General features: G+C 64.1%; 27 protein-coding genes and 1 pseudogene. 21 read left to right on the top strand and 7 right to left on the bottom strand.

From position 1 onward, the window contains the following. The first annotated feature begins 198 nt into the window (after positions 1-198). From NLY42_RS05860 to NLY42_RS05845, 4 genes and pseudogenes are all read left to right on the top strand, one after another. Positions 199-2009, top strand: a pseudogene (locus NLY42_RS05860) (methyl-accepting chemotaxis protein). A gap of 236 nt (positions 2010-2245) precedes the next feature. After that, positions 2246-3337: a hypothetical protein gene (locus tag NLY42_RS05855; protein WP_023755467.1), complete on the top strand. Its 1092-nt coding sequence runs from the start codon at positions 2246-2248 to the stop codon at positions 3335-3337. A gap of 269 nt (positions 3338-3606) precedes the next feature. Continuing rightward, on the top strand, positions 3607-4227 hold the full coding sequence (locus NLY42_RS05850; protein ID WP_023671222.1) for a nucleoside triphosphate hydrolase: 621 nt from the start codon (positions 3607-3609) through the stop codon (positions 4225-4227). Positions 4228-4312: 85 nt separating this feature from the next. Beyond that, positions 4313-4684, top strand: a complete 372-nt coding sequence (locus NLY42_RS05845; RefSeq protein ID WP_023683605.1) for a hypothetical protein — start codon at positions 4313-4315, stop codon at positions 4682-4684. A 25-nt stretch (positions 4685-4709) separates the two neighbouring features. On the opposite strand, the gene NLY42_RS05840 is transcribed toward NLY42_RS05845, so the two are convergent. The 3 genes from NLY42_RS05840 to NLY42_RS05830 form a co-directional block, all read right to left on the bottom strand. Continuing rightward, positions 4710-5414: a glutathione S-transferase family protein gene (locus tag NLY42_RS05840; protein WP_023671224.1), complete on the bottom strand. Its 705-nt coding sequence runs from the start codon at positions 5412-5414 to the stop codon at positions 4710-4712. 152 nt (positions 5415-5566) lie between these two features. After that, positions 5567-6775, bottom strand: coding sequence for a beta-ketoacyl-[acyl-carrier-protein] synthase family protein (locus tag NLY42_RS05835; RefSeq protein ID WP_023683604.1), 1209 nt, complete (start codon positions 6773-6775; stop codon positions 5567-5569). A 5-nt stretch (positions 6776-6780) separates the two neighbouring features. Beyond that, positions 6781-7035 (bottom strand): acyl carrier protein, encoded by a 255-nt coding sequence (locus tag NLY42_RS05830; RefSeq protein ID WP_023671226.1) that lies wholly within the window; start codon positions 7033-7035, stop codon positions 6781-6783. A gap of 235 nt (positions 7036-7270) precedes the next feature. Between NLY42_RS05830 and NLY42_RS05825 the strand changes: the two genes are divergently transcribed. From NLY42_RS05825 to NLY42_RS05805, 5 genes are read left to right on the top strand one after another with little or no spacing between them, the layout of a single operon-like run. Beyond that, a complete protein-coding gene (locus NLY42_RS05825; protein ID WP_084568503.1) occupies positions 7271-8092 on the top strand; it encodes an urease accessory protein UreD in 822 nt (273 codons plus the stop codon). Between the two features lie 30 nt (positions 8093-8122). Beyond that, entirely contained in the window at positions 8123-8425 is a 303-nt protein-coding gene (locus NLY42_RS05820) for an urease subunit gamma (protein ID WP_023671228.1), read from the top strand. 11 nt (positions 8426-8436) lie between these two features. Continuing rightward, positions 8437-8691 carry a DUF1272 domain-containing protein gene (locus NLY42_RS05815; RefSeq protein WP_023671229.1) on the top strand — a complete coding sequence of 85 codons (255 nt, stop codon included), beginning with the start codon at positions 8437-8439 and terminating at the stop codon, positions 8689-8691. A 29-nt stretch (positions 8692-8720) separates the two neighbouring features. Continuing rightward, positions 8721-9314, top strand: a complete 594-nt coding sequence (locus NLY42_RS05810) for a HupE/UreJ family protein (protein WP_023671230.1) — start codon at positions 8721-8723, stop codon at positions 9312-9314. Between the two features lie 8 nt (positions 9315-9322). Continuing rightward, entirely contained in the window at positions 9323-9628 is a 306-nt protein-coding gene (locus NLY42_RS05805) for an urease subunit beta (RefSeq protein WP_023700468.1), read from the top strand. Between the two features lie 26 nt (positions 9629-9654). On the opposite strand, the gene NLY42_RS05800 is transcribed toward NLY42_RS05805, so the two are convergent. Both NLY42_RS05800 and NLY42_RS05795 read right to left on the bottom strand, forming a co-directional pair. Continuing rightward, positions 9655-10158: a hypothetical protein gene (locus NLY42_RS05800; RefSeq protein WP_023700467.1), complete on the bottom strand. Its 504-nt coding sequence runs from the start codon at positions 10156-10158 to the stop codon at positions 9655-9657. 129 nt (positions 10159-10287) lie between these two features. Then, a complete protein-coding gene (locus NLY42_RS05795) occupies positions 10288-10650 on the bottom strand; it encodes a hypothetical protein (protein ID WP_023700466.1) in 363 nt (120 codons plus the stop codon). 179 nt (positions 10651-10829) lie between these two features. Here NLY42_RS05795 and ureC point away from each other — a divergent pair, with 179 nt between their 5' ends. The 8 genes from ureC to NLY42_RS05755 all read left to right on the top strand — a co-directional run bounded on the left by ureC (position 10830) and on the right by NLY42_RS05755 (position 17100). Then, positions 10830-12542, top strand: coding sequence for an urease subunit alpha (ureC, locus tag NLY42_RS05790; RefSeq protein ID WP_031244814.1), 1713 nt, complete (start codon positions 10830-10832; stop codon positions 12540-12542). A gap of 92 nt (positions 12543-12634) precedes the next feature. Next, positions 12635-13228 (top strand): hypothetical protein, encoded by a 594-nt coding sequence (locus NLY42_RS05785; RefSeq protein ID WP_023695869.1) that lies wholly within the window; start codon positions 12635-12637, stop codon positions 13226-13228. A gap of 43 nt (positions 13229-13271) precedes the next feature. Beyond that, positions 13272-13877: a glutathione S-transferase family protein gene (locus NLY42_RS05780; protein ID WP_023755465.1), complete on the top strand. Its 606-nt coding sequence runs from the start codon at positions 13272-13274 to the stop codon at positions 13875-13877. Then, a complete protein-coding gene (locus NLY42_RS05775) occupies positions 13874-14476 on the top strand; it encodes an urease accessory protein UreE (protein WP_023755464.1) in 603 nt (200 codons plus the stop codon). The genes NLY42_RS05780 and NLY42_RS05775 overlap by 4 nt, the downstream gene beginning before the upstream one ends. Beyond that, the gene (locus NLY42_RS05770; RefSeq protein WP_023695871.1) at positions 14469-15140 is read left to right on the top strand and encodes an urease accessory protein UreF; all 672 of its coding nucleotides are present in this window, start codon (positions 14469-14471) and stop codon (positions 15138-15140) included. Before NLY42_RS05775 ends, NLY42_RS05770 begins: the two co-directional genes overlap by 8 nt. Further along, positions 15137-15577 (top strand): DUF3995 domain-containing protein, encoded by a 441-nt coding sequence (locus tag NLY42_RS05765; protein WP_023671239.1) that lies wholly within the window; start codon positions 15137-15139, stop codon positions 15575-15577. The genes NLY42_RS05770 and NLY42_RS05765 overlap by 4 nt, the downstream gene beginning before the upstream one ends. Before the next feature lie 13 nt (positions 15578-15590). Continuing rightward, a complete protein-coding gene (ureG, locus tag NLY42_RS05760) occupies positions 15591-16223 on the top strand; it encodes an urease accessory protein UreG (RefSeq protein ID WP_023671240.1) in 633 nt (210 codons plus the stop codon). A gap of 109 nt (positions 16224-16332) precedes the next feature. After that, positions 16333-17100, top strand: coding sequence for a class II aldolase and adducin N-terminal domain-containing protein (locus NLY42_RS05755; RefSeq protein WP_023671241.1), 768 nt, complete (start codon positions 16333-16335; stop codon positions 17098-17100). A gap of 81 nt (positions 17101-17181) precedes the next feature. Here NLY42_RS05755 and NLY42_RS05750 read toward each other — a convergent pair whose 3' ends face one another. Then, positions 17182-17814 (bottom strand): HAD family hydrolase, encoded by a 633-nt coding sequence (locus NLY42_RS05750; protein ID WP_023671242.1) that lies wholly within the window; start codon positions 17812-17814, stop codon positions 17182-17184. A 219-nt stretch (positions 17815-18033) separates the two neighbouring features. On the opposite strand from NLY42_RS05750, the gene NLY42_RS05745 reads away from it, so the two are divergent. Continuing rightward, on the top strand, positions 18034-18993 hold the full coding sequence (locus NLY42_RS05745) for a sugar-binding transcriptional regulator (protein WP_023671243.1): 960 nt from the start codon (positions 18034-18036) through the stop codon (positions 18991-18993). A 35-nt stretch (positions 18994-19028) separates the two neighbouring features. On the opposite strand, the gene NLY42_RS05740 is transcribed toward NLY42_RS05745, so the two are convergent. Continuing rightward, complete coding sequence (locus NLY42_RS05740; RefSeq protein ID WP_023671244.1) at positions 19029-19214, bottom strand: hypothetical protein; 186 nt, start codon at positions 19212-19214, stop codon at positions 19029-19031. 110 nt (positions 19215-19324) lie between these two features. Between NLY42_RS05740 and NLY42_RS05735 the strand changes: the two genes are divergently transcribed. The 3 genes from NLY42_RS05735 (at position 19325) to NLY42_RS05725 (ending at position 22242) form a co-directional block, all read left to right on the top strand. Further along, positions 19325-20233, top strand: coding sequence for a LysR substrate-binding domain-containing protein (locus tag NLY42_RS05735; protein ID WP_023671245.1), 909 nt, complete (start codon positions 19325-19327; stop codon positions 20231-20233). Positions 20234-20405: 172 nt separating this feature from the next. Further along, the gene (locus NLY42_RS05730) at positions 20406-20687 is read left to right on the top strand and encodes a hypothetical protein (protein ID WP_023683593.1); all 282 of its coding nucleotides are present in this window, start codon (positions 20406-20408) and stop codon (positions 20685-20687) included. A 244-nt stretch (positions 20688-20931) separates the two neighbouring features. Next, on the top strand, positions 20932-22242 hold the full coding sequence (locus NLY42_RS05725) for an ABC transporter substrate-binding protein (protein WP_023755463.1): 1311 nt from the start codon (positions 20932-20934) through the stop codon (positions 22240-22242). Positions 22243-22256 lie beyond the last annotated feature (14 nt).

Genomic DNA, 22256 nt, shown 5'->3' with positions numbered 1-22256 from the left:
TCGTCCATTTGGTTAACGGCGGAGCTGCCGATGACGCTGCCAATCTCCCCCGCAAGGGGGGAGATCAGATGTCGCTTCGGCTTCGCCAACCATCGGCGCTGAAACGGCAACCTCCCGAAATCGCCTGCTTCCTGTCCTGTTTTGCCTGCGGGGTCGCGGTGCTGCTATAGAGGCGGCAATTGCTTGGGGGATTTGACAATGACCGGTGACATCGGCGCGGCTGCGCCATCTCTTATCAGGGCTTCGCTCAGCCGCACCGGCAAATGGGCCGGCAGCGTCGCTTTCATCGGCGGCGCCGCATCCGACATCCTCAATCCGCTGGCGCCGTTCGCCGCCTATATCGCGCTGGTCGCTTCGGTTGCCGCCGCCGTCATCGCCATTGCCATCGTTCTGCGGCTGGTGCTGGCCGCCAAGGCGCTGCCGGCGCTGATCTTTGCCACCAGCGCTGCCGCCGTCGCCGGCGGCGTCTATGGCCTGCAGCAGCAGTCCAATTCGCAGAACGGTGTGATCGCCGGCCTGGTGCCGGCCATCGCCCAGTTGCAGCAGCAGATGGGCATCGTCTCGGCCAGGGTGGCCAGGATCGAGCAAACGGTAACCGAGACGAAGCTGGCGGTCGACCAGGTCAAGCAATCGACCGACGCGGTGGCGAAGAAGACCGAGGAAATTGCGTCGACCCAGCAGCAGCAGGCTGAGCAGGGCGCGCAGACGCAAAAGTCGGTAGAGGCGGTCAAGCAGACGACCGAAACGCTCGCTGCCGGCCAGCAGAAACAGGCCGAGCAGGCGGATAAGCTTCAGGCGACCACCGAGCAGATCGCCGCCTCGATCGACACCATCGCCAAGGGCTTTGCCGCATTGGCCGCGCAGGGCGGGACGATCGCCGAGCCGAAGCGGCCGGACGAATTCTATCACAATGCCCGCGTCTACGAGCTTTCCGGCGACATGCTGAATGCGCGGCGCTCCTATCTCGCTTTCGCCGGTTTCGACGTCGACGCCGTCGATCCCTACACACGCTCGCCACCCTGCTGCGCGTGCAGGACGGCAAGGCCGGCGCCCGCGAAGTGTTCGGCGCCCTGGCCGACAAGGCCAAGGCGCTGTCGATCAAGCTGGTCCATATCCTGCAGTTCGACGATGCCCAGCGTCTCGACAAGCTCAACGCCTTCATCGCCGCCAATCCGGATTTCGCACCGGCCTATTACCTGCTCGCGCAGGAGTTTTCCGAGGATCGCCTCGGCGTCCAGTCGCTGTCCGACAAGCGCAGCGAGGCCGAGGCGCTGACCAGGTTCGTCTCCTATGAAAAGGAAGGCGGGCTGCTCAAATATTTCGTCGACCAGACGCAGCTCGCCGACTGGCTCGACCGCAGCCGTACCCGCCTGATGGCGCTTGGCGACGTGCTCGACCCAGCACGCTTGGCCCCGACGCTGACGCCGATGCGCTCCAATGCCGGCTGGACGATCTCCATCTCGCTGCCCGAGGCCGCGACCGGCATTTCCTGGCGCATGGGTGTGTCAGGTCCGTTCACCGACACCGGGCTGATGGCGATGAACGACCAGCGCACCGGCAAGCCGATGCCCAATCCGAGCTTCGAATTGCCCGACAGCACCACGGCCACCACCATCGGGGTCAAGTATCTCGATCTCAGGGGCCGCGAGACCGGGCCGTTCAACATAAGTTTCGATCCGGACGCAGCGCTGCAACAGGGCAACAAACAGATCCTCGACCAGTTCTGGACGTCGTGGATCGCCTTCGACGCCAGCGGCAATCATGGCCTGGTCTATTTCTCCCAGATGCTGTCGTTCCGCTGCGGCATCAAGGAGGTGCGCTACAGCCTGAACGGCACGGCGCTCGACAGGGAGATCAAGCTGCCGCCTTGCGACAAGAAGGACCCGTACGCCATTCCTTATGACTACCAGCCTTACTTCAAGGTCGCCGACAACGTGACGTCGATGGCGGTGCAGGTCACCTACACCGACGGCACCAAGTCGCCGGTGCGCGAGTATAAGCGGCAGTAGGCGCCCACCCTCCCCCATGTGGGGAGGGTCGATCCGCGTAGCGGATCGGGGTGGGGGTCCTCGTAGGGCGCTACCCCCACCCCGTCGATCGATCTCCGCTTCGCTCCGATCGCTCGCCGACCCTCCCCACAAGGGGGAGGGTAAAAATCGCCCTGATGCAAAATGCCGGTCGCTGTGCTTGCGCATCCCTCGCGGAGCGGGTTTGTTCGCTGCCATCAGAATCAGCAGGTGCGCGGATGGATACGGTCACGATCAAGGCAAAGGGCATTTCGGTCACGCTCGATCTCACTGTCGGCCATATCGCCGACATAACGGTCGACAGCGATGGCCGCCAGCTGAAGCCGCTGCACCGCGCGCCCTGGATCGATGCCGGCGAGACGCTGCCGCCGGACCTGCCTGAAGGCACGGTGCGGCTGTCGGGCGATTTCCTATGCGCACCGTTTTCGGCCAGCGACATCGAGGCCGCACCGCTGCATGGCTGGCCGGCCAACAGCCCCTGGGATGTCACCGTCAGCGAAGCGACATCCGACGGCTGGCGGGCCGTCTTCCGGTTGCGCCGCACGGTGATGGGCGCGACGGTCGACAAGATCTTCACGCTCCGCAACAGTCATCCCTTTCTCTATCAGGAGCATGTCTTTTCCGGCGGTTCCGGAGCGGTCTCCGCCGCCCACCATCCGATGGCGGCGATGCGCGATGGCGGCCGGCTGGCCTTTTCGCCGAAGCGCTTTGCCGGGACACTGGACGCACCGCTGGAGCCCGATCCGGCCCGCGGCCGCTTCAAGCTTTCCTATCCCGCCCGCTCGACCGATCTGACGCGCTTTCCAGCCACTGGCGGCGGCACGCTCGATCTCACCGACTACCGCATGGAGGATGAGCGCGAGGATTTCATCACCCTGGTCGAAGCCGATCATGACGGTCCGGGCTGGACGGCGCTGGCGCGCCGGGCCGAACAGGATCTGGTGCTGGTGCTGAAGAACCCGGCGGAGCTTCCGGTCACCATGCTGTGGTTCAGCAATGGCGGCCGCGACTACGCGCCGTGGAGCAGCCGCCATCGCGGCGTGCTCGGCATCGAGGACGGCCGCGCCGCCATCGGCCATGCCGCATCGATCGACGACAATTGGCTGAAGCGCGAAGGGGTCGCGACCGCTTTTACCCTCGGCGGCGAAGTCTCCTTCCGCCATGTCATCGGCACGCTGCCGCTGGCGAGCGGCGAGCCGCCGCGCGCTATCGGGACAGCCTCAGGTCACATGCATCTCACCGGAGCCGATGGTTCGACCCGCGATGTCGCATTCGACAGCGATTTCCTGCGGATCGGCCAGCCCGGCTGATTTTCGAACGCTGGCCCTGCCCCTCACCTGCCTGCCGGCATCCTCGACACACGGCACATGGAGCTTGTCCGCCGCACCGCCGCGCCAACCAATCTGCTTGGCGCTGCGGCGGACGCATAGGGGGAGAAGTGTTACCCATCTATCGGCTGCACACCGGCAGGGCGACGAGGGGCAGCGCTGACGTGGCGGATGTCGTGAGATTGCCCAAATCGCGGTTTGAAATTTCCTCAAACTGCCGACAAGATGCAAAGCATAACTGGAAGCGCCCAATGTCCGAAATCGCCCATCTCGCCGCCACCATCTTCAAGCGCGCCGGCAAGGCGAAACGCTTCATCGTCGCCATTGCCGGCCCGCCCGGCGCCGGCAAGTCGACGCTCTCGGCCGGCCTGCATGATCTGTTGCCGGAGGGCGCGGCTGAAGTCGTGCCGATGGACGGCTTCCACTATGATGACATCGTGCTCGACCAGCGCGGCCTGCGGTCAAGAAAGGGCGCGCCGGAGACTTTCGACTTCGCCGGCTTCGAGACGCTGTTGAAGCGCATCCGTTCGGGCGAGCCAGACATCGCCATTCCGGTGTTCGACCGCAGCATGGAATTGTCGCGCGCCGCCGCCTCCATCGTTGCCGCCGAGACCAAGTTCATCCTGGTCGAAGGCAATTACCTCCTGCTGGACGAGGAGCCGTGGTCGCGGCTGGCGCCGCTGTTCGACTTCACCATCTTTGTCGATGTGCCGCGTGCCGAACTCGAGCGCCGCCTTCTGGTGCGCTGGCACGAGCATGGCCGCTCCGACGAAGACGCCCGCGCTTGGATCGCTTCCAACGACATGCCCAACATCGATCGCGTGCTCGGCCGTCGCAGGTCCGCCGACCTGGTTGTTGGCGATCCCGCATAGTTCGCTGGACTTCGGAACGGGAACCTTAAGACTTTCAGGTCGTTATCTCTCATCGGCAATCGTGCCGCCGTGAGGGAACCGTCAGATGGCAACCAAGGCAAAAACACCCGCCAAGAGCAAGACCGCTCAACCCAAAGCCAGGCAGGCAAAGGCCACGCAGGCGAAGGCAGGCGCCGGCCCGGCGATCGCCGAGCGGTCCAAGGACGCAAAGCCGGCTTTCGGCAAAGCGGCGCCAAAGAAGGTAGAACCGGTGGCGACGGCAAAGGTGACGGCGAAAACCGCCAAACCCAAGAAGCCGGCAAGCAGCGGCTCGGTGGCCGGCGGCGCGATGCGCACCGTCAAGGCGACCGCCAATGTCGCCGCTGGTGCGGTGGCGGCGACAGCCAGGGGCGCTGCGTCGCTCGCTGCGTCCGTCATCGGCAAGGGCGGCTCGAAAAGCAAGGCCAAGGCGAAATAGACCCGGCTGCTTCGGCTGGCCGAGGTCAATTCCTGGCGGGAATGGTCAGGCCGCGCTGCACCGCGGGCCGCGCCAGCCCGCGCTCCAGCCATGCCGCGACGGTGGGGAAGTCGTCGAAGCCGACGAGTTCGCGCGCCTCGTAGAAGCCGATCAGATTGCGCACCCAGCCCAGCATCGAAATGTCGGCGATGGTATAGTCGTCGTCCATGATCCAGGTTCGACCCTTCAGCCGCGTCTCCAGCACCCCGATCAGCCGCCGCGATTCATTGCGGTAGCGATCCAGCGGCCGCTTGTCGGCGATCTCGCGTCCGGCGAATTTGTTGAAAAACCCGACCTGTCCGAAAATCGGCCCGATCGCCGCCATCTGGAAGAACACCCATTGGATGGTCTCGTAGCGCCGCGCCGGATCGGCAGGGATCAGCTTGCCGGTCTTGTCGGTGAGGTAGAGCAGGATGGCGCCGGATTCGAACAGGCCGAATGGCCTGCCGCCCGGCCCGTCGGGGTCGATGATCGCAGGTATCTTGCCGTTCGGGTTCAGCGACAGGAATTCCGGCGTCCAGCTCTGGTCCTTGCCGATATCCACCAGATGCGCCTCGTAGGGGAGGCCGAGTTCTTCCAGCGCGATCGAGACTTTCACCCCATTCGGCGTCGTCGCGGAATAGAGCTGCAGGCGGTCGGGGTGGCTGGCCGGCCAGCGCTTGGTGATCGGAAAGGCGGACAGGTCGGTCATCGAAAGCTCCGGTCGGGAATTTGGCGCGGTATCGCGCCGTCTGGCGAGTTGCGAAGGATTATCCTCGGCTTCTTTGCCGATCAACCGGTCGAAGGTGCACACACCGTCTTCGCAGTCATTCAGGGCCAGTCGCTCAGGCCAGTCGCTTGCCGTCAGACCGCCTTGAACGCCACCACGGCATTGGTGCCGCCGAAGGCAAAACCGTTGCTGATCGCCGCGCGCACCTTGCGCTCGCGCGCCACATTCGGCGTGATGTCGAGATCGCAGTCGGGGTCGGCCTGCCGGAAATTGGCCGTCGGCGGCACGATGCCTTCGCGGATCGCCATCACGCAGGCGATCATTTCCAGGCCGCCCGAGGCGCCGAGGCAATGGGCATGCATCGACTTGGTCGACGACACCGACAGCTTATAGGCATGGTCGCCGAAGACGCGCTTGATTGCCGCCGTCTCGATCTGGTCGTTGGCCTTGGTGCCGGTGCCGTGGGCGTTGAGATAGTCGACGTCCTCGGGATTGAGCCCGGCGTCCGCCAGGCAGGCGCGCATCGCCGCCGTCGGTCCCTCGACAGTCGGCGCGACGATATCGGAAGCGTCGGCGGAAAGGCCGGCTCCGGCAAATTCGGCCAGAATGGTCGCGCCGCGCGCCATGGCGTGTTCATACGTTTCCAGCACCGCCATTCCAGCACCTTCGCCGAGCGACAGGCCTTGGCGATCGGCCGAGAACGGCCGGCAGGTATCGGGCGCCAGCACCCGCAGGGCCTCCCAGCCCTTCAGGATGCCCCAAAGCAGCGGCGCGTCGGTGCCGCCGGCGACCATGACATCGGCGCGGCCGAGCCGGATCTGGTCGACCGCCGAGGCAAAGGCGTGATTGGACGAGGAGCAGGCCGAAGTGACGCCGAACACCGGCCCGCGCAGGCCGAGATTCATGCTGACATGGCCGGATGCCGCACTCGGCATCACTTTCGGCACGGTGAAGATGCCGGCCCGGTTCTTGCCGTCGACCAGGATGGCGCGATAGTTCTCCTCGATCGCCTCCCAGCCGCAGACGCCGACGCCGACAACCGCGCCCATCCGGTAGGTGGTTGCTTCATTCGATGTCAGGCCGGCATGCTGCATGGCTTCGCGCGCGGCAATCGTCGCCAAAAGGCTGAAGCGGTCCATCGACACGGTCTGCTTGTGGCTGATGCCATGGTCGGGCAGCGTCTTGATTTCGCAGCCGACCTTGACCTTCAAATCATGCAAACCGGGATTGCTGATTTGACCGATGGCCGATCGGCCGGCCCGCATTTCGTTCCAGATTGCAGGCGCATTGGCGCCGAGCCCGCATATGCCGCCGATGCCGGTAATGACGACGCGCTTTTGCATTCAGCTCAGGCTTTTTTCGCAATCAGCGCGCGAACAGCCTCAACCATATCGCCGACATTCTTGAGATTGCTCCAGGCATCGACCGTGTTCATCTCGATCTCGATGCCGTACTGCTCCTCGAGATCGAAGATGATCTCGGTCAGTTCCAGGGAATGGATGCCAAGCGCGGTCAATTCCGTATTGGTGGTGATCTCTTCGCCACCGGGCTCCGCATGTGCCCTGATCTTGGCGATGATTTCCGTTGCCAGCTCGTCAGCCATTCGATTCCTTCCCCAATTTTATAACGTCGCGGTGCCGATTGGTTGGCGCCCCTGTTGCCTGGACTGAAATCGCCGTCGCCTTCAAAAACCCGCCAGGCGCAGCATGACCGTTCCAAAGAGGCTCCCTCTATAGAAACGGAAACGCTGTCAAGCAACAAGCTATATTAACAAGCACCATATCGACAAAGCGCCGGGAGTGCTTAACGTTAGCGCCGTGGATACGTTGCAGCATGTCTTGATCTCAGCTCTTCCGGCCCAGCGCGCGGCCGGGGCGGCCCGGCTTGCGTGCGGCGTCAGGGATGGACGCACCCGGCTTTTGCGCCTCTATCAGGACGGCTCGGCCAAAATCCGCATGCCGGCCGTTGCGGCCGATCCGCTCGAAGCCGTGCTCATCAACACCGCCGGCGGTCTGACCGGCGGCGATCGGCTCGGCTGGGAAATCGATGTCGGGCCAGGTGCCTCCGCCTCGATAACCACCCAGGCCTGCGAAAAGATCTATCGTGCCGCTAGCGACCGCGCCGAAGTTCGGGTGAAGCTCAGCGTCGGCGCGGGCGGGCGTATCGCCTGGCTGCCCCAGGAAACCATCGTCTTCGACCGCTCGGCCTTTGCCCGCACGCTCGAGGTCGAGCTTGCCGCAGGCGCCGAGGCATTGCTGCTTGAAGCCACCATATTCGGCCGCCTCGCCATGGGCGAAGAGGCCGCGCACGGCCATTTCCACGACCGTTGGCGTGTCCGCCAGGATGGTGCGCTCGTTCATGCCGAGGATTCCCGCATCGGGCCGGCTATCGCGGCGGCACTTGGCCGCCCGGCGGTCGCCGGCGGCGCCATTGCCGCTGCGACGCTGCTGATGGTTTCGCCGCAGGCCGAAGGCTTGCTCGATGCGGCCCGCGACATCATCGGCGCCGACGGCGATGCCAGCGCCTGGAGCGTCAAAAAATCTGGCAAGCTTCTTGCGAGGCTGTTTGCCGAGGACGGCTACCAGCTGCGCAAGCGGCTGGTTCCGCTCGTCGAACTGCTCAACGGGCGGGCGGGTCTGCCCAAATTATGGTCACTCTGAGCCAAATCCAGGCCAAATCCAGGAAAGCGCATGAACCTGACGCCGCGTGAAAAGGACAAGCTGCTCATCGCCATGGCGGCGATCGTGGCGCGCAAGCGGCTGGAACGCGGCGTCAAGCTCAATCACCCCGAAGCGATCGCGCTGATCACCGATTTCGTCGTCGAGGGCGCCCGCGACGGCCGCCCGGTCGCCGAACTGATGGAGGCCGGCGCCCATGTCATCACCCGCGCGCAGGTGATGGAAGGCATCGCCGAGATGATCCACGACGTGCAGGTCGAGGCGACCTTTCCCGACGGCACCAAGTTGGTGACCGTTCACGAACCGATCAGGTGAGGAGAAAAACGATGCTGGAGCTGCGACCGAATTGCGAATGCTGCGACAAGGACCTGCCGCCGGAAGCGGCGGACGCGCTGATCTGCACCTTTGAATGCACCTTCTGCGCTGACTGCGCTGAACATGTGCTGGGCGGCGTCTGCCCGAACTGCGGCGGCAATTTTTCCGCACGCCCGATCCGCCCAGTGGAGAAACTGGTGAAATATCCGGCCTCGACCCAACGCGTGCTCAAGGCCGAGGGCTGCGGCCCGCGCAAGGCTGCGTGATTGTTTTCGTGACTTCGAAGGGAAGACCGATGATCTCTGCTTCAACCAAACGCACCACGCTTGCAGCGATCCTGCTGCTGGCGGCGGCGATGCCCGCCTATGCCCATGTCGGCATCGGCACCACCTCGTCCTTCGCGGCGGGCTTCGCGCATCCGCTGTCCGGCCTCGACCATATGACCGTCATGGTCGCCGTCGGCCTGTGGGCGGCGCTCAAGGGCGGCAAGGCGATCTGGGCCTGGCCGCTGGCCTTTGTCGGCGTCATGCTGGTCGGCGGCGCGCTCGGCATGCTCCACGTGCCGGTGCCTTTCGTCGAACCGGGCATCCTTGCCTCCGTCGTCGCGCTTGGCTTGCTAGTGGCGTTGGCGGTCGATCTGCCGGTCTCGGCCGGAGTCGCCATCATCGGCCTGTTCGCGCTGTTCCATGGCCATGCCCACGGCACCGAAGTGCCGGAAAATGCAGGTGGGCTTGACTATATGGCCGGCTTTGCCGTTGCCACCGCACTTCTCCATGCCATGGGCATCGCTGCCGGCCTTGGCCTCGGCATGCGCTTTCGCGGGCTTGCCCGCGCCGCTGGCGCCGCTTGTGCTGCAGTCGGCGGCGGCCTGGTCTTCGGCGTTTTGTGAGGCTAACGATGATTCCCGGCGAAATCATCACCGCAAGCGGCGACATCGAGCTCAACAAGGGGCTGCCGACGGTGACGCTGAAGGTCGCCAACAGCGGCGACCGGCCGATCCAGGTCGGCAGCCACTACCACTTCTTCGAAACCAATGAGGGTCTGAAATTCGATCGCGACAAGGCGCGCGGCATGCGCCTCGACATTGCCGCCGGCACCGCGATGCGCTTCGAACCGGGACAGCAGCGCGACGTCACGCTGGTGCCGCTCGGCGGAAAACGCGAGGTCTACGGCTTTCAGCAGAAAATCATGGGCAGGCTGTGAGATCGACGGGGTCGAGCGCCCGGACGTCAGTTCGACGGCCTGGCCGCCGCGTAGATGACGATTCTTGCCGAGCCGTCGAATTCCACGGCAAGGACGTCTTCCGCAAGCACGCGCCGCGAATCGATGGCGTTGAACAGCAAGGCGTTGGCGTCGATCTCCTTCCGCAGTTCCGCAATGTCGTCCTGATGCTGTTCGACCTTGCTCTCGACGGCCGGCGGCGGGCCGCCTTCGCTGCGTGCCGCGTCGGTGAGGAAGACGATATCGACGGTATCGAGCTTGGATGTCTTGCGCACGGCACCGATGTTGTCACGCGTCCGCTCGATCGCGGTGATGATCTTTTTGGTCTGCGTCTCCGTCCGCGCCTCTTCCTGCCGGACATCGGAGCCCACAATCCGGTTGACAGTGTCAGCCCGGTTGACTGTGTCAGCGCTTTCAAGACCTTGCGCGGCTTGCGGGCCGAAAGCCGCGAGAAACGCGCAAGCGGCAATGGCGTGGAGCCATCTGGCGTCGGCAAGGGGAATGGTAGGCATCGCTCGCTCCTGGCAGACTTTTCTGCGCAACGCCGTTCGGCGCCAAAGGGACGAAACGGCTCCCGTCCGGCGAAGGTTCCCTCCGGGATAGGGCCAGCGGGCCCGATGCCGGCCCGCCATGCCCTGTCGTCAGCTTGCCTTCTTGGTGACGATGGTCAGCGCGCCATCGGTGGTCATGCTGGCGGCGACCACCTGTGCCGAGGTGAGTCCCTTGGCTTCGAGCGCCGACTTGATCTGCGGCGTCGCGTCGATCGAAGAGCGCAGTTTCTGCAGCCCGGCATCGCCACGCTGGGCGATCACCTGATTGACCTGCGTCTGGGTGGCCTTGGGCAATTCGCTGATATCGACGATGTTGACCTTCTGGATTGCCGGCGCCGCCGGCTGAGCGCTGGGCGCCGCCGGCTTCGGTTGCGGCGTGGGCTGCTGCTGGGCGCCGGCTACGGTTGCGGAGGCCAGCGTGGCGGCGGCTGCAAGAACGATGATCTTGCGCATGTATTTTCCTTTCATCGATTTGGCCAAGGGTTTGGCAAACAGGCGGTTTGGGTGGCAGGGCCACCTCAACGGCCAAATGGGATCAGAAGGTGTCGCCGAGCGGGTCATTGCATGACCATTGGATGGCGACGATGTGGAGTTCGGCTGCGGCCGGGCTCTCGTTTGGGGAGCATTGACTGATGGCTAGAATTACCCGCGCCGCCTACGCGCAGATGTATGGCCCGACAGTCGGCGACAGAGTGCGCCTGGCCGACACCGAGCTGTTTATCGAGGTCGAAAAGGACCTCACCGTCCATGGCGAGGAGGTGAAATTCGGCGGCGGCAAGGTCATCCGCGACGGCATGGGCCAGAGCCAGGTGTCGCGCGCCGGCGGCGCGGTCGACACGGTCATCACCAACGCGCTGGTGGTCGATGCCACGGCCGGCATCTTCAAGGCCGATATAGGTCTCAGGGACGGCCGCATCGCGGCGATCGGCAAGGCCGGCAATCCCGACACGCAGGACGGTGTCACCATCATCATCGGCCCCGGTACCGAGATCATCGCCGGCGAGGGCAAGATCCTGACCGCCGGCGGCTTCGACGCGCACATCCACTTCATCTGCCCGCAGCAGATCGACGAAGCGCTGATGTCGGGCATCACCACCATGCTCGGCGGCGGCACCGGCCCGGCGCATGGCACGCTGGCCACCACCTGCACGCCCGGACCCTGGCACATGGCGCGCATGATCCAGTCCTTCGACGCTTTCCCGATGAACATCGGCCTGTCCGGAAAGGGCAACGCCTCGCTGCCGGCAGCGCTCGAGGAAATGGTGCTGGGCGGGGCCTGCTCGCTGAAGCTGCACGAGGACTGGGGCACGACGCCGGCGGCCATCGACTGCTGCCTGTCGGTTGCCGACGATTACGACGTGCAGGTGATGATCCACACCGACACGCTGAACGAATCCGGCTTTGTGGAGAACACCGTCGCCGCCATCAAGGGCCGCACCATCCACGCCTTCCACACCGAAGGCGCCGGCGGCGGCCATGCGCCCGATATCATCAAGGTCTGCGGCCTGCCCAACGTCATTCCGTCTTCGACCAACCCGACCCGGCCCTACACCGTCAACACGCTTGCCGAGCATCTCGACATGCTGATGGTGTGCCATCATCTGTCGCCGTCGATCCCTGAAGACATCGCCTTTGCCGAAGGCCGCATCCGCAAGGAGACCATCGCGGCGGAAGACATTTTGCACGATATCGGCGCCTTCTCGATCATCTCGTCGGACTCGCAGGCCATGGGCCGTGTCGGCGAGGTGGCGATCCGCACCTGGCAGACCGCCGACAAGATGAAGCGCCAGCGCGGGTCATTGCCGCAGGAGACCGGCAACAACGACAATTTCCGCGTCCGCCGCTACATCGCCAAATACACCATCAACCCGGCCATCGCGCATGGGCTGTCCAGGGACATCGGGTCGATCGCGGTCGGCAAGCGCGCCGATCTGGTGCTGTGGAACCCAGCCTTCTTCGGCGTCAAACCGGACATGGTGCTGATCGGCGGCATGATAGCCGCAGCCCCGATGGGCGACCCCAACGCCTCTATCCCGACCCCCCAGCCCATGCACTACCGCCCGATGTTCGGCGCCTATGGCAAGGCCAGGACCAACTCGTCGGTGACCTTCGTTTCGAAGGCGGCGCTGGAGTCCGGCCTGCATGGCAGGCTCGGCGTCGACAAGCAGTTCGTCGCGGTCGAAAATACCCGCGGCGGCATCGGCAAGCACTCGATGATCCTCAACGACGCCACGCCGCATATCGAGGTCGATCCCGAAACCTATGAGGTTCGCGCCGATGGCGAACTCTTGACTTGCGAGCCGGCAACCGTGCTGCCGATGGCGCAGCGGTATTTCCTGTTTTGAGGCGAGGGGCGATTTGATCGACCCGGCAAATTCCATTGCGAGCCGGTCGGTGCCGCCGCAATATGCGGCTCAAAGAAACCGCGTAGCAGGTCATGGCCACCGAAATAGCCTCCGCCCACGACATCTTCCCGCATATCCGCATCGTCATGGGCATGGTGATCGGGCTTGGCGTCGCCCGCCTGCTGTCGGGGGTGGCGCGCATCGTCCAGCATCCCGGCCAGTACAAGCTCTATCCCGTGCACCTCGGCTGGGTCGCGTCCATGCTGTTGCTTCTGGTGCATTTCTGGTGGTGGGAGTTCGGCCTCTACACCATAGAGGTCTGGACCTTCGGCAAATATTTGTTCCTGATCTTCTATGCCATCACGCTGTTCCTGCTGTGTGCGCTGCTGTTTCCGGATTCGATGCTCGACTACACCAGCTATGAGGATTTCTTCTATTCGCGCCGCGGCTGGTTCTTCGGCCTGCTGGCGACGACCTATCTGCTCGATGTCGTCGACACGCTGCTGAAAGGGCCGGAGCATTTCGCCCGCTACGGCAATGAATATTTGTTCCGAACGCCGGTTTTCGTGGCGCTGTGCATCGCCGCCATACTGGTGCGCGACCGCCGCTTCCACATCGCCTTCGTCGTCGGCACGCTGATCTACCAAATTTCGTTCATCCTGCGGCTCTTCGACACCATCGTCTGAGCAGGGGCTATGGTTTAGGGTCGCGGGGAAAGAAGGTTCAACCATGTACAAGGCCATCGGATCGCGTGGATCCCGCGTCAGCCGCGTTCTGTGGATGCTTGAGGAACTCGGGCAGCCCTATGAATTCGTCGAAGTCAAATTGCGCTCGCCGGAAGCCTATGCGCTCAACCCGTCGGGCAAGGTGCCGATCCTGATCGACGGCGAGCTGACGGTGACGGATTCGGCGGCAATCTGCGTCTATCTCGCCGACAAGCACGCCGACAAAGGCATGGGCGCCGGTCCCGGTGTCGCCGGCCGCGCCGAGATGGATTCCTGGATGCATTTCGCCCAGTCGGAGTTCGAGGCGCCGCTGTGGAACAAGCTGCGCCACCGCTTCCTGCTGCCCAAGGAAGTGCGGGTCGATGTCGGTCCTGCCGCCGCCTACGATTTCGCCTCCGAGACCAAGGCGCTGGACGGCCGGCTGGGCAACAGGCGTTTTGCGCTGGGCGACCGATTTTCCGCCGTCGACGTGCTGTTGGGCGACATGGGCGGCTGGGCCCGAGCCGGAAAATTCCCGATCGAGTCCGAGCGCGTCAACGCGTATTTCGACCGCGTCTTGGCGCGGCCTGCCCGGGCACGGGCGCAAGCCAATGGCGGAGCCATGCGATGAAACTCAACCTCAACACCGACTTCACCAAATTCCCGCGCGCCGTCTCGGTGCTGACGGCCGGCACTGCCGGTAGCGTGCCGCCATCCGGCCGTGCCGTGCTGCCCCATGACGAGCGCCATCTGCGCCGCCGCGCCATCGAACTTGCCGACGGCAGCAAGGTGCTGGTCGACCTGCCGGAGCCTGTCACCCTGAACCATGGCGACCGGCTGGTGCTGGAGGACGGTGGCTATATCGAAATCATCGCAGCGCCCGAAGAGGTCTACGACATCCGCGCCCGCGACGCCGTGCATCTGACCGAACTTGCCTGGCATATCGGCAACCGGCATCTGGCGGCAGCGATCGAGGCCGGCCGCATCCTGATTTTGCGCGACCACGTCATCAAGGCGATGCTGGAAGGTCTCGGCGCCACGGTGCGCGACGTTTCCGAGCCGTTCAAGCCGGTGCGCGGCGCCTATTCCGCGCAAGGTGCGCATGGCCACGATCACGGTCATGCCCGTGCTCATGCCGAAGCGCATTCCCATGATGGGCATTCCCACGCACACAGCGAATCGCATTCGCACAGCCATTCCCATGACGGACATCATCACGATCATGACTGACCAGCCTTCCGGCATCGCTTTGCTGCGGCTGATGGCATGGCTGTCGCCGGTCTTCCCGGTTGGCGGCTTTGCCTACAGCCACGGTCTCGAGCGTGCCGTGCATGACGGGTTTGTGCCCGACAGCGACAGCCTCGCCTTCTGGCTCGAAACGTTGGTCGAGATGGGCTCGGGCTGGAACGACGCCGTGCTCTTCACCGAGGCCTGGCGCCGCGCCCGCGAGGGCGGTGATCTCGCCGAGATTGCCGGTCTCGCCGAAGCGCTGGCCGGCTCGCAGGAGCGCCACGCTGAGACGATGCTGCAAGGCGCCGCCTTCCTCAAGGCAGCGTCGGCCTGGCCCAATCCCGTGCTGGGCCGCTTGCCGGCCGAATGCGCCTATTGCGTCGCGGTAGGCGCATTTGCCGGCGGCAACGGCATCGCGCTTCAGGACGCCCTGTCCGCCTTCCTGCAAGCCTTCTTCTCCAACCTCGTCCAGGCGGCGATCCGGCTCGGAATCGTCGGCCAAAGCGGAGCGACTGTCCTGCTAGCCGGCTTCGAGCCGCTGGCGCTGGCGACGGCCGCGCGTGCCGCCAGATCGACACCCGATGATCTCGGCGGCTGCGCCTTCATCTCCGACGTCATGGCGATGAAGCACGAGACGCAGTATTCCAGGCTGTTCCGCTCATGATCGTCCTCGCCTTCGCCCTCTCGGCCGTCCTGCTGCTGATCACCGCGCTGCATGTCTATTGGGGCCTTGGCGGCATCTGGCCGGGCAGGGACGGCGTCTCCTGCGCCCACGCCGTCGTCGGCTTTCGCGGCGTCGACGAGATGCCGACGCCGTTTCCCTGTTTCGCCGTTGCCGCGTGCCTGTGCCTCGCAACCCTGTGGCCGCTGGCGCTGACCGGGGTCTTCGCCTCCCCCTTTCCAAGGGAGGGCCTTGCCGCCACAGCGCTGCTCATCGGGCTCGTCTTCCTCGGCCGCGGCATTGCCGGCTTCACGCCGTGGTGGCGCCGTCTGGCGCCGGAACAGCCTTTTGCGCGGCTCGATATCAGCTTCTATTCGCCGCTCTGCCTGTTGATCGGGCTCAGCTTCGCCATCCTCGCCATCACGGAGTTTTCGGCATGACGGAGTTTTCGGTATGACTCAGGCAAACGGTCCCCTGCGTATCGGCATCGGCGGTCCCGTCGGCTCCGGCAAGACGACGCTCACCGAAAAGCTCTGCAAGGCGCTGCGCGACGATTTCTCCATCGCCGTCGTCACCAACGACATCTACACCAAGGAAGACGCCATGATGCTGGCCCGCCTGCAGGCGCTGCCTGAGGACCGCATCGTCGGCGTGGAGACCGGCGGCTGCCCGCACACCGCCATCCGTGAGGACGCCTCGATCAATTTGCAGGCGATCGCCGGACTGAACAGGAAATTCCCCGATCTCGACATCGTCTTCATCGAATCCGGCGGCGACAATCTTGCCGCCACCTTCTCGCCGGACCTTGCCGACCTGACCCTCTATGTCATCTCGGTTTGCCAGGGCGAGGAAATCCCCAGGAAGGGCGGGCCGGCGATCACCCGTTCCGATTTCCTGGTCATCAACAAGAGCGATCTGGCGCCCTATGTGAACGTCAACCTCGATGTCATGGAGAGCGACGCCGCCCGAATGCGGGGCAAGCGCCCGTTCGGCTTCACCGACCTGTCGCGCGGCAAGGGACTGCAGGAAGTCATCGACTTCATCGTCGAACATGGCGGGCTGCAGTCGGCTCGCTCGGCGGCGTAATGCATGTCGCCCAAAAGTGCGTAGCGGTTTTGGGACAACCTGACCCACCAGTTTGCGGTTGCTGGCCACGGCTGAGCGCGGCATTCTCTTAAAAACGGAGGTTTTTCGGATGAGCATCGCCCGCCTGCAAAAGGAAACGCTGACCAACCTGCCCTACTATGAGGAGCGCGTCGATCTGGCCGCCGCCTTCCGCTGGACGGCGCGGCTCAACATGCATGAAGCCGTGGCCAATCACTTTTCGCTGTCGGTCAACGAGGACGGCAGCAAATTCCTGATGAACCCCAACCAGGTGCATTTCTCGCGCATCAAGGCGAGCGACCTTTTGCTGATCGACGCCAATGATCCCGAGACATTGTCCGGCCCGAATGCGCCCGACCCGACCGCCTGGGGTCTGCACGGCGCCATTCACCGCAACGTGCCGCATGCGCGCTGCGCCATGCATGTGCATTCCATCCACGCCACCGTGCTGGCATCGCTGGCCGACTCGACCCTGCCGCCGATCGATCAGAACTCGGCCATGTTCTTCAACCGCCACGTCGTCGATGCCCATTATGGCGGGCTGGCCTTCGAGGAAGAAGGCGAGCGCTGCTCGCAACTGCTCACCGACCCGAAGGTCAAAGTGATGGTGATGGGCAATCACGGCGTCATGGTCATCGGCGACACCGTCGCCGACGCCTTCAACCGCATGTTCTATTTCGAGCGCGCCGCCGAAACCTACATCAAGGCTCTGTGGACCGGCCGTCCGCTGCGCACGCTGTCCGATGCCATTGCCGAAAAGGCCGCCAGCGAGATGGACGACTATCCCGGCCAGGCAGAGCGTCACCTTGCCGAGCTGAAGGCGATCCTCGACGAGGAAGAGCCGGTGTACCGGAGCTGAATGAGTTCACCCTTCTCCCCGTTCACGGGGAGAAGGTCCCGGCAGGGGGATGAGGGGCAGCGCCGACGTTCATAGGCTCACTCAGAGTCCCAACTGAGCCCGCAACTCTTCCGCACTGTTGATCACGACAGCGCCCTTCGGTCCTGCCATCGGCGCTTCCGGCCAGAAGATCGTCCGCATCCCCGCGGCCAGGCCTGATGTGGCGCCGGTAACGCTGTCGTCGACGGCCACCGCGTCTGAAGGATCGACGCCGGCCAGCCATGCGGCGCGCAGGAACGGTTCGGGATGCGGCTTGCCTTCGCGCACGTCGTTTCGGCTGATCGTGCGCATGCCGGGATAGATCAGGCCGACGGCGCTCAGATTTGCATCGACGATCACCCGGTCGGAATTGGACACCACCGCCTGCTGCACGCCGAGCGCGCGCAATTCGTTGAACACTTCGATCGCGCCGGGGCGCGGCTTCAGCGTCTCGGCCATCGGCATGTAGTGATCGTATTTGCGCACGATCCAGTCGTCGAAGGGCAGGTCGAGGCCGAACTCGCTGCGCAGCATCTCGTAGACCGGTGCGGCGGCGACGCCCAGCACCCGCTCATGCAGGTCGGCCGGCGGCGTGATACCGACGCTGCGCAGCGCCGCCACCAAGGCCGCCTCATGCAGCGGCTCGCTGTCGACCAGCGTGCCGTCCATATCCCAGAAAACCGCTTTCGGCGTCATGCGAGGCTCCTTTGCCGATCCCCTTAAAGCGTTTGTATCAGGAGATAAACCGCCGAGCCCGTCCGCTGGCGATTTTCGCTGGGTTGGTTGCCGCGCGGCGGCCGGATCGAAGCAGCAAGCAATTGCCCTGCCGATAGACAATTGCGCGCCGACACATTCCCTGCAAGACTATGACGCTTCGCCCAAGGGCGGGCAAAGGGGCAGGGCTGGAGGCACATTTTGAATTCGCGGCAAGACGGCGGCAGCAGCAGGCTGGACGAGGCAGCGCGCGCCGGCTGGCTTTATTATGTTGCCGGCAACACCCAGGACCAGATCGCCGCCACGCTCGGCATTTCCCGGCAGACGGCGCAGCGGCTGGTGTCGCTGGCGGTGTCGGAGGGGCTGATCAAGGTTCGCGTCGATCACCCGATCGCCAATTGCCTTGATCTCGCAGCTAGACTGAAGTCACGCTTCGCGCTCGACCTCGTCGAAGTGGTGCCGAGCGATCCAACCTCATCCTCGACCACGATCGGCATTGCCGAGGCGGCTGCGGCCGAGATCGAGCGGCGGCTGCGGTCACCGACGCCCATCGTCTTGGCCATCGGCACCGGCCGCACGCTGAAGGCGGCGATCGAGCAATTGCCGCCGATGGAATGCTCGCAGCACAAGGTTGTGTCCTTGACCGGCAACATCTCGCCCGACGGTTCGGCCGCCTTCTACAACGTCATCTTCACCATGGCCGACCGGGTCAAGGCGCGCTCGTTCCCGATGCCGCTGCCGGTCATCGCCTCGTCGCCGGAAGAGCGCGAGATGCTGCTTGCCCAGCCGATGATCCAACCGACGCTGGCGCTGGCCGCGGAAGCCGACGTGACCTTTGTCGGCATCGGCGATCTCGGCCCGAAGGCGCCGCTCTACGAGGACGGTTTTATCTCGGAAAGCGAGTTGAAGGCGTTGCAAAAGGCTGGCGGCGTCGCCGAGATCGTCGGCTGGGTGTTCGATCGGGAAGGCCGCATGATCGAGGGCATCACCAACGACCGGGTATCGTCGGCAGCCTTGCCGTCACGCGAAAAGTCGCTGGTCATTGCGCTCGCCATGGGCGAGCGTAAGTTGCCGGGCATCCTGGCCGCTGTGAACCGCCGGCTGGTCAATGGCCTCATCACCGACGAGCGGACCGCCACGGCTTTGCTCGACGGTTCCTGATAGATTAAGCGGCCCATCGATAAAATCCAACACGTTTATTTGCAGCGCCCGGACGGGTCGTTGCCGTCGAGAAAACCCATGTCGCGCTGCAGATGCGGCGACAGCTCCCGGACGTCGACGTAGCCGCGCCGGCGGTGCACAAGCAGGGAAAATTCATGCACCAGCAGGGAAAACCAGCTCTGCGCCGGGGTCGAATGGAGCTTTTGCTGTACCGTGGTCATGATCTTCAGCCTCCGCTATGCTTGAACTTGATTGATCGTTGACACCAGATATCGGCCTGATTGCCTCTTGCCGCCAATCAAACGTCGATCACGACCCATAAGGAGGGCTTATGCCCGATCTCAAGGCACCACAGCTCGCCCAGTTGCCGCCGCTGCAGGCCATCAGGGTGTTCGAAGCCGTCGCGCGGCATCTCTCCTTCACCAAGGCCGCGCAGGAACTCGGCATGACGCAGGCCGCCGCCAGCTACCAGATCAAGCTTCTGGAAGAGCGCATCGGTTCGCCGCTGTTCCTGCGCCAGCCGCGCCAGATTGTGCTGACGGAACCCGGCCAGCGCCTGGCGCCCGCCGTCAGCGAGGCGTTCAGCCTGCTCTCAAGCGCCTATTCCGCCGCGCGTGGGGGCGCCGATGGTGTGCTGTGCGTCTCGACGCTGCTGACCTTTGCCTCGAACTGGCTGGCGCAGCACCTCGGCTCCTTCCAGGTCGCGCATCCGTCGCTGGCGGTGCGCGTCGATACCTCGAACAGGGTGATCGATTTTGCCCGCGAGGACATGGACATCGCTATCCGCTCCGGCAGCGGCAAGTGGCCTGGAGTGGAGACCCATCTTTTGTTCAAGGCCGATTTCACCCCGGTGCTGAGCCCGGCACTCGCTGCCACCATAGGTGGCGTCCACGAACCCGCCGACCTGTTCAAGCTGCCCATTCTCGATCCCGGCGACATCTGGTGGCGGGAATGGTTCGCCCTTGCCGGCGTCCCGGCGGACGAACTTGCCAGGCGCACCGGCACCAGCATGGGCGCGCAGGCCTATGAGGCGAACGCGGCCATCGCCGGCCATGGTGTGGCAATCCTGACCACCGCATTGTTCAAGACCGAGCTCGCCGCCGGCCGCCTGATCCAGCCCTTCGACCTGGTCGGCGACGACGGCCACGCCTATTGGCTGGTCTACCCGACGGCGCGTCGCAACGTGCCGAAGATAAAAGCCTTCCGGGACTGGATCCTGGCCGAGATCGCCTGCGCCTGAGGGCGAGCGATTCGCGGATTGATTTCCGAGATGCAAAGCGAGCCATGGATCCGCGACGAATGCTCGCTTTCGCGGACAAACAGCTGCGATCGGGCCACCCGGTTAACCAAGCTTGACAAAAACGCTGTCGATATCACTCGCCCGGCATAGGCTTGTGCTTGTGACGACCCAATTGAGCAGGATCAATCGTCTGCAGATTGAAACAGGGTCGATCAGCCGGCTGATGAAAGTCTATCGCGTCGAAGAAATCGAAAACAACACCGTGCGCACGACGCAGGTGATCGAAGCATTTACGCCGTTTCAAGCTGCCGTGAAGGCAATCGGCCGGGAAGTTAGGCTGCGCAAGGACGAGCCCAGCTGGATCCAGGTGACGGAAGTGCTGACCAGAGCCAAGCAAACACGCGACGGCAGGGTTTTCGAATATTCCGTCGGAAGCTACCCGTCCCACGGCTGACGGGCTGGGCCCTATCGCTCCCTTGGCGCCATGATTGGGTTGCGATGGGTCGGCATCAACCCGCTCTCACATCCCCGTGCAAACAGCTTCCCAAATCCATTCAATATCCTCTACGCGCGCAACGTGGCGCACCTGCCCCGTGTGCTGCGCTGCAGCATCGAATCCGGCTTGACATAATTAACGCCAAGTGAGTAATTGCCCATTACCAAGGCAAATGCTCATCTTGGTTCATGGGAGGAATTTGATGAAACTGCGCACGCTCACTTTGGGCCTGTTGTCGGCCAGCGCCTTCGCTTTCGCCGCGCATGCCGAATCCATCACCATCGCCACCGTCAACAATGGCGACATGGTCCGCATGCAGAAGCTGACCGACGACTTCACCAAGGCTAACCCCGACGTCACGCTCAACTGGGTCACGCTCGAAGAGAACGTGCTGCGCGAGCGCGTCACCACCGACATTGCCACCAAGGGCGGCCAGTATGACGTTATGACCATCGGCACCTACGAGGTTCCGATCTGGGCCAAGCAGAACTGGCTGTTGCCGCTCGACAAGCTCGGCGACGACTATGACGCCAAGGACATCATCCCGGCCATCGCCGGCGGCCTGTCGGTCGACGGCAAGCTCTATGCCGCGCCCTTCTACGGCGAAAGCTCCTTCGTCATGTACCGCAAGGACTTGATCGAGAAGGCCGGGCTGGAGATGCCCGACGCCCCGACCTGGGACTTCATCAAGCAGGCCGCCGACAAGATGACCGACCGCGCCAATGGCGTGAACGGCGTTTGCCTGCGCGGCAAGGCCGGCTGGGGCGAGAACATGGCCTTCCTCACCGCCATGTCGAACTCCTTCGGCGCCCGCTGGTTCGACGAGAACTGGAAGCCGCAATTCGACCAGCCGGAATGGAAGAACACGCTGCAGTTCTATGTCGACCTGATGAAGGCCGACGGTCCCGAGGGCGCCTCGTCCAACGGCTTCAACGAAAACCTGGCGCTGTTCCAGCAGGGCAAGTGCGGCATGTGGATCGACGCCACCGTCGCCGCCTCCTTCGTCTCCGACCCGAAGAACTCGACCGTCGCGGACAAGGTCGGCTACGCACTGGCCCCCGACAATGGTCTGGGCAAGCGCGGCAACTGGCTGTGGGCCTGGTCGCTGGCCATCCCGGCCGGCACGCAGAAGGGAGACGCCGCACAGAAGTTCGTCTCCTGGGCGACCAGCAAGCACTACGCAGAACTGGTTGCTTCGAAGGAAGGCTGGGCCAACGTTCCTCCGGGCACGCGCTCCTCGCTCTACGCCAATGCCGAGTATCAGAAGGCGGCTCCGTTCGCCAAGATGACGCTGGACTCGATCAATGCCGCCGACCCGACGCATCCGACCGTCAAGCCGGTGCCCTATGTCGGTGTGCAGTTCGTCGCCATTCCTGAGTTCCAGGGCCTCGGCACAACCGTTGGCCAGCTGTTCTCGGCGGCGCTCGCCGGCCAGACCAGCGTAGACGACGCGCTCAAGCAGGCGCAGGACGCCGCCACCGCGACCATGACCGAAGGCGGTTATATCAAGTAAGGCTCCTCCCGGTG

Source organism: Mesorhizobium sp. C372A, assembly GCF_030323245.1.
In the GTDB taxonomy this organism is placed as follows: domain Bacteria; phylum Pseudomonadota; class Alphaproteobacteria; order Rhizobiales; family Rhizobiaceae; genus Mesorhizobium.
Note: the sequence above shows the minus strand (reverse complement) of the source record. Positions and strands in the feature narration are given on the sequence as shown.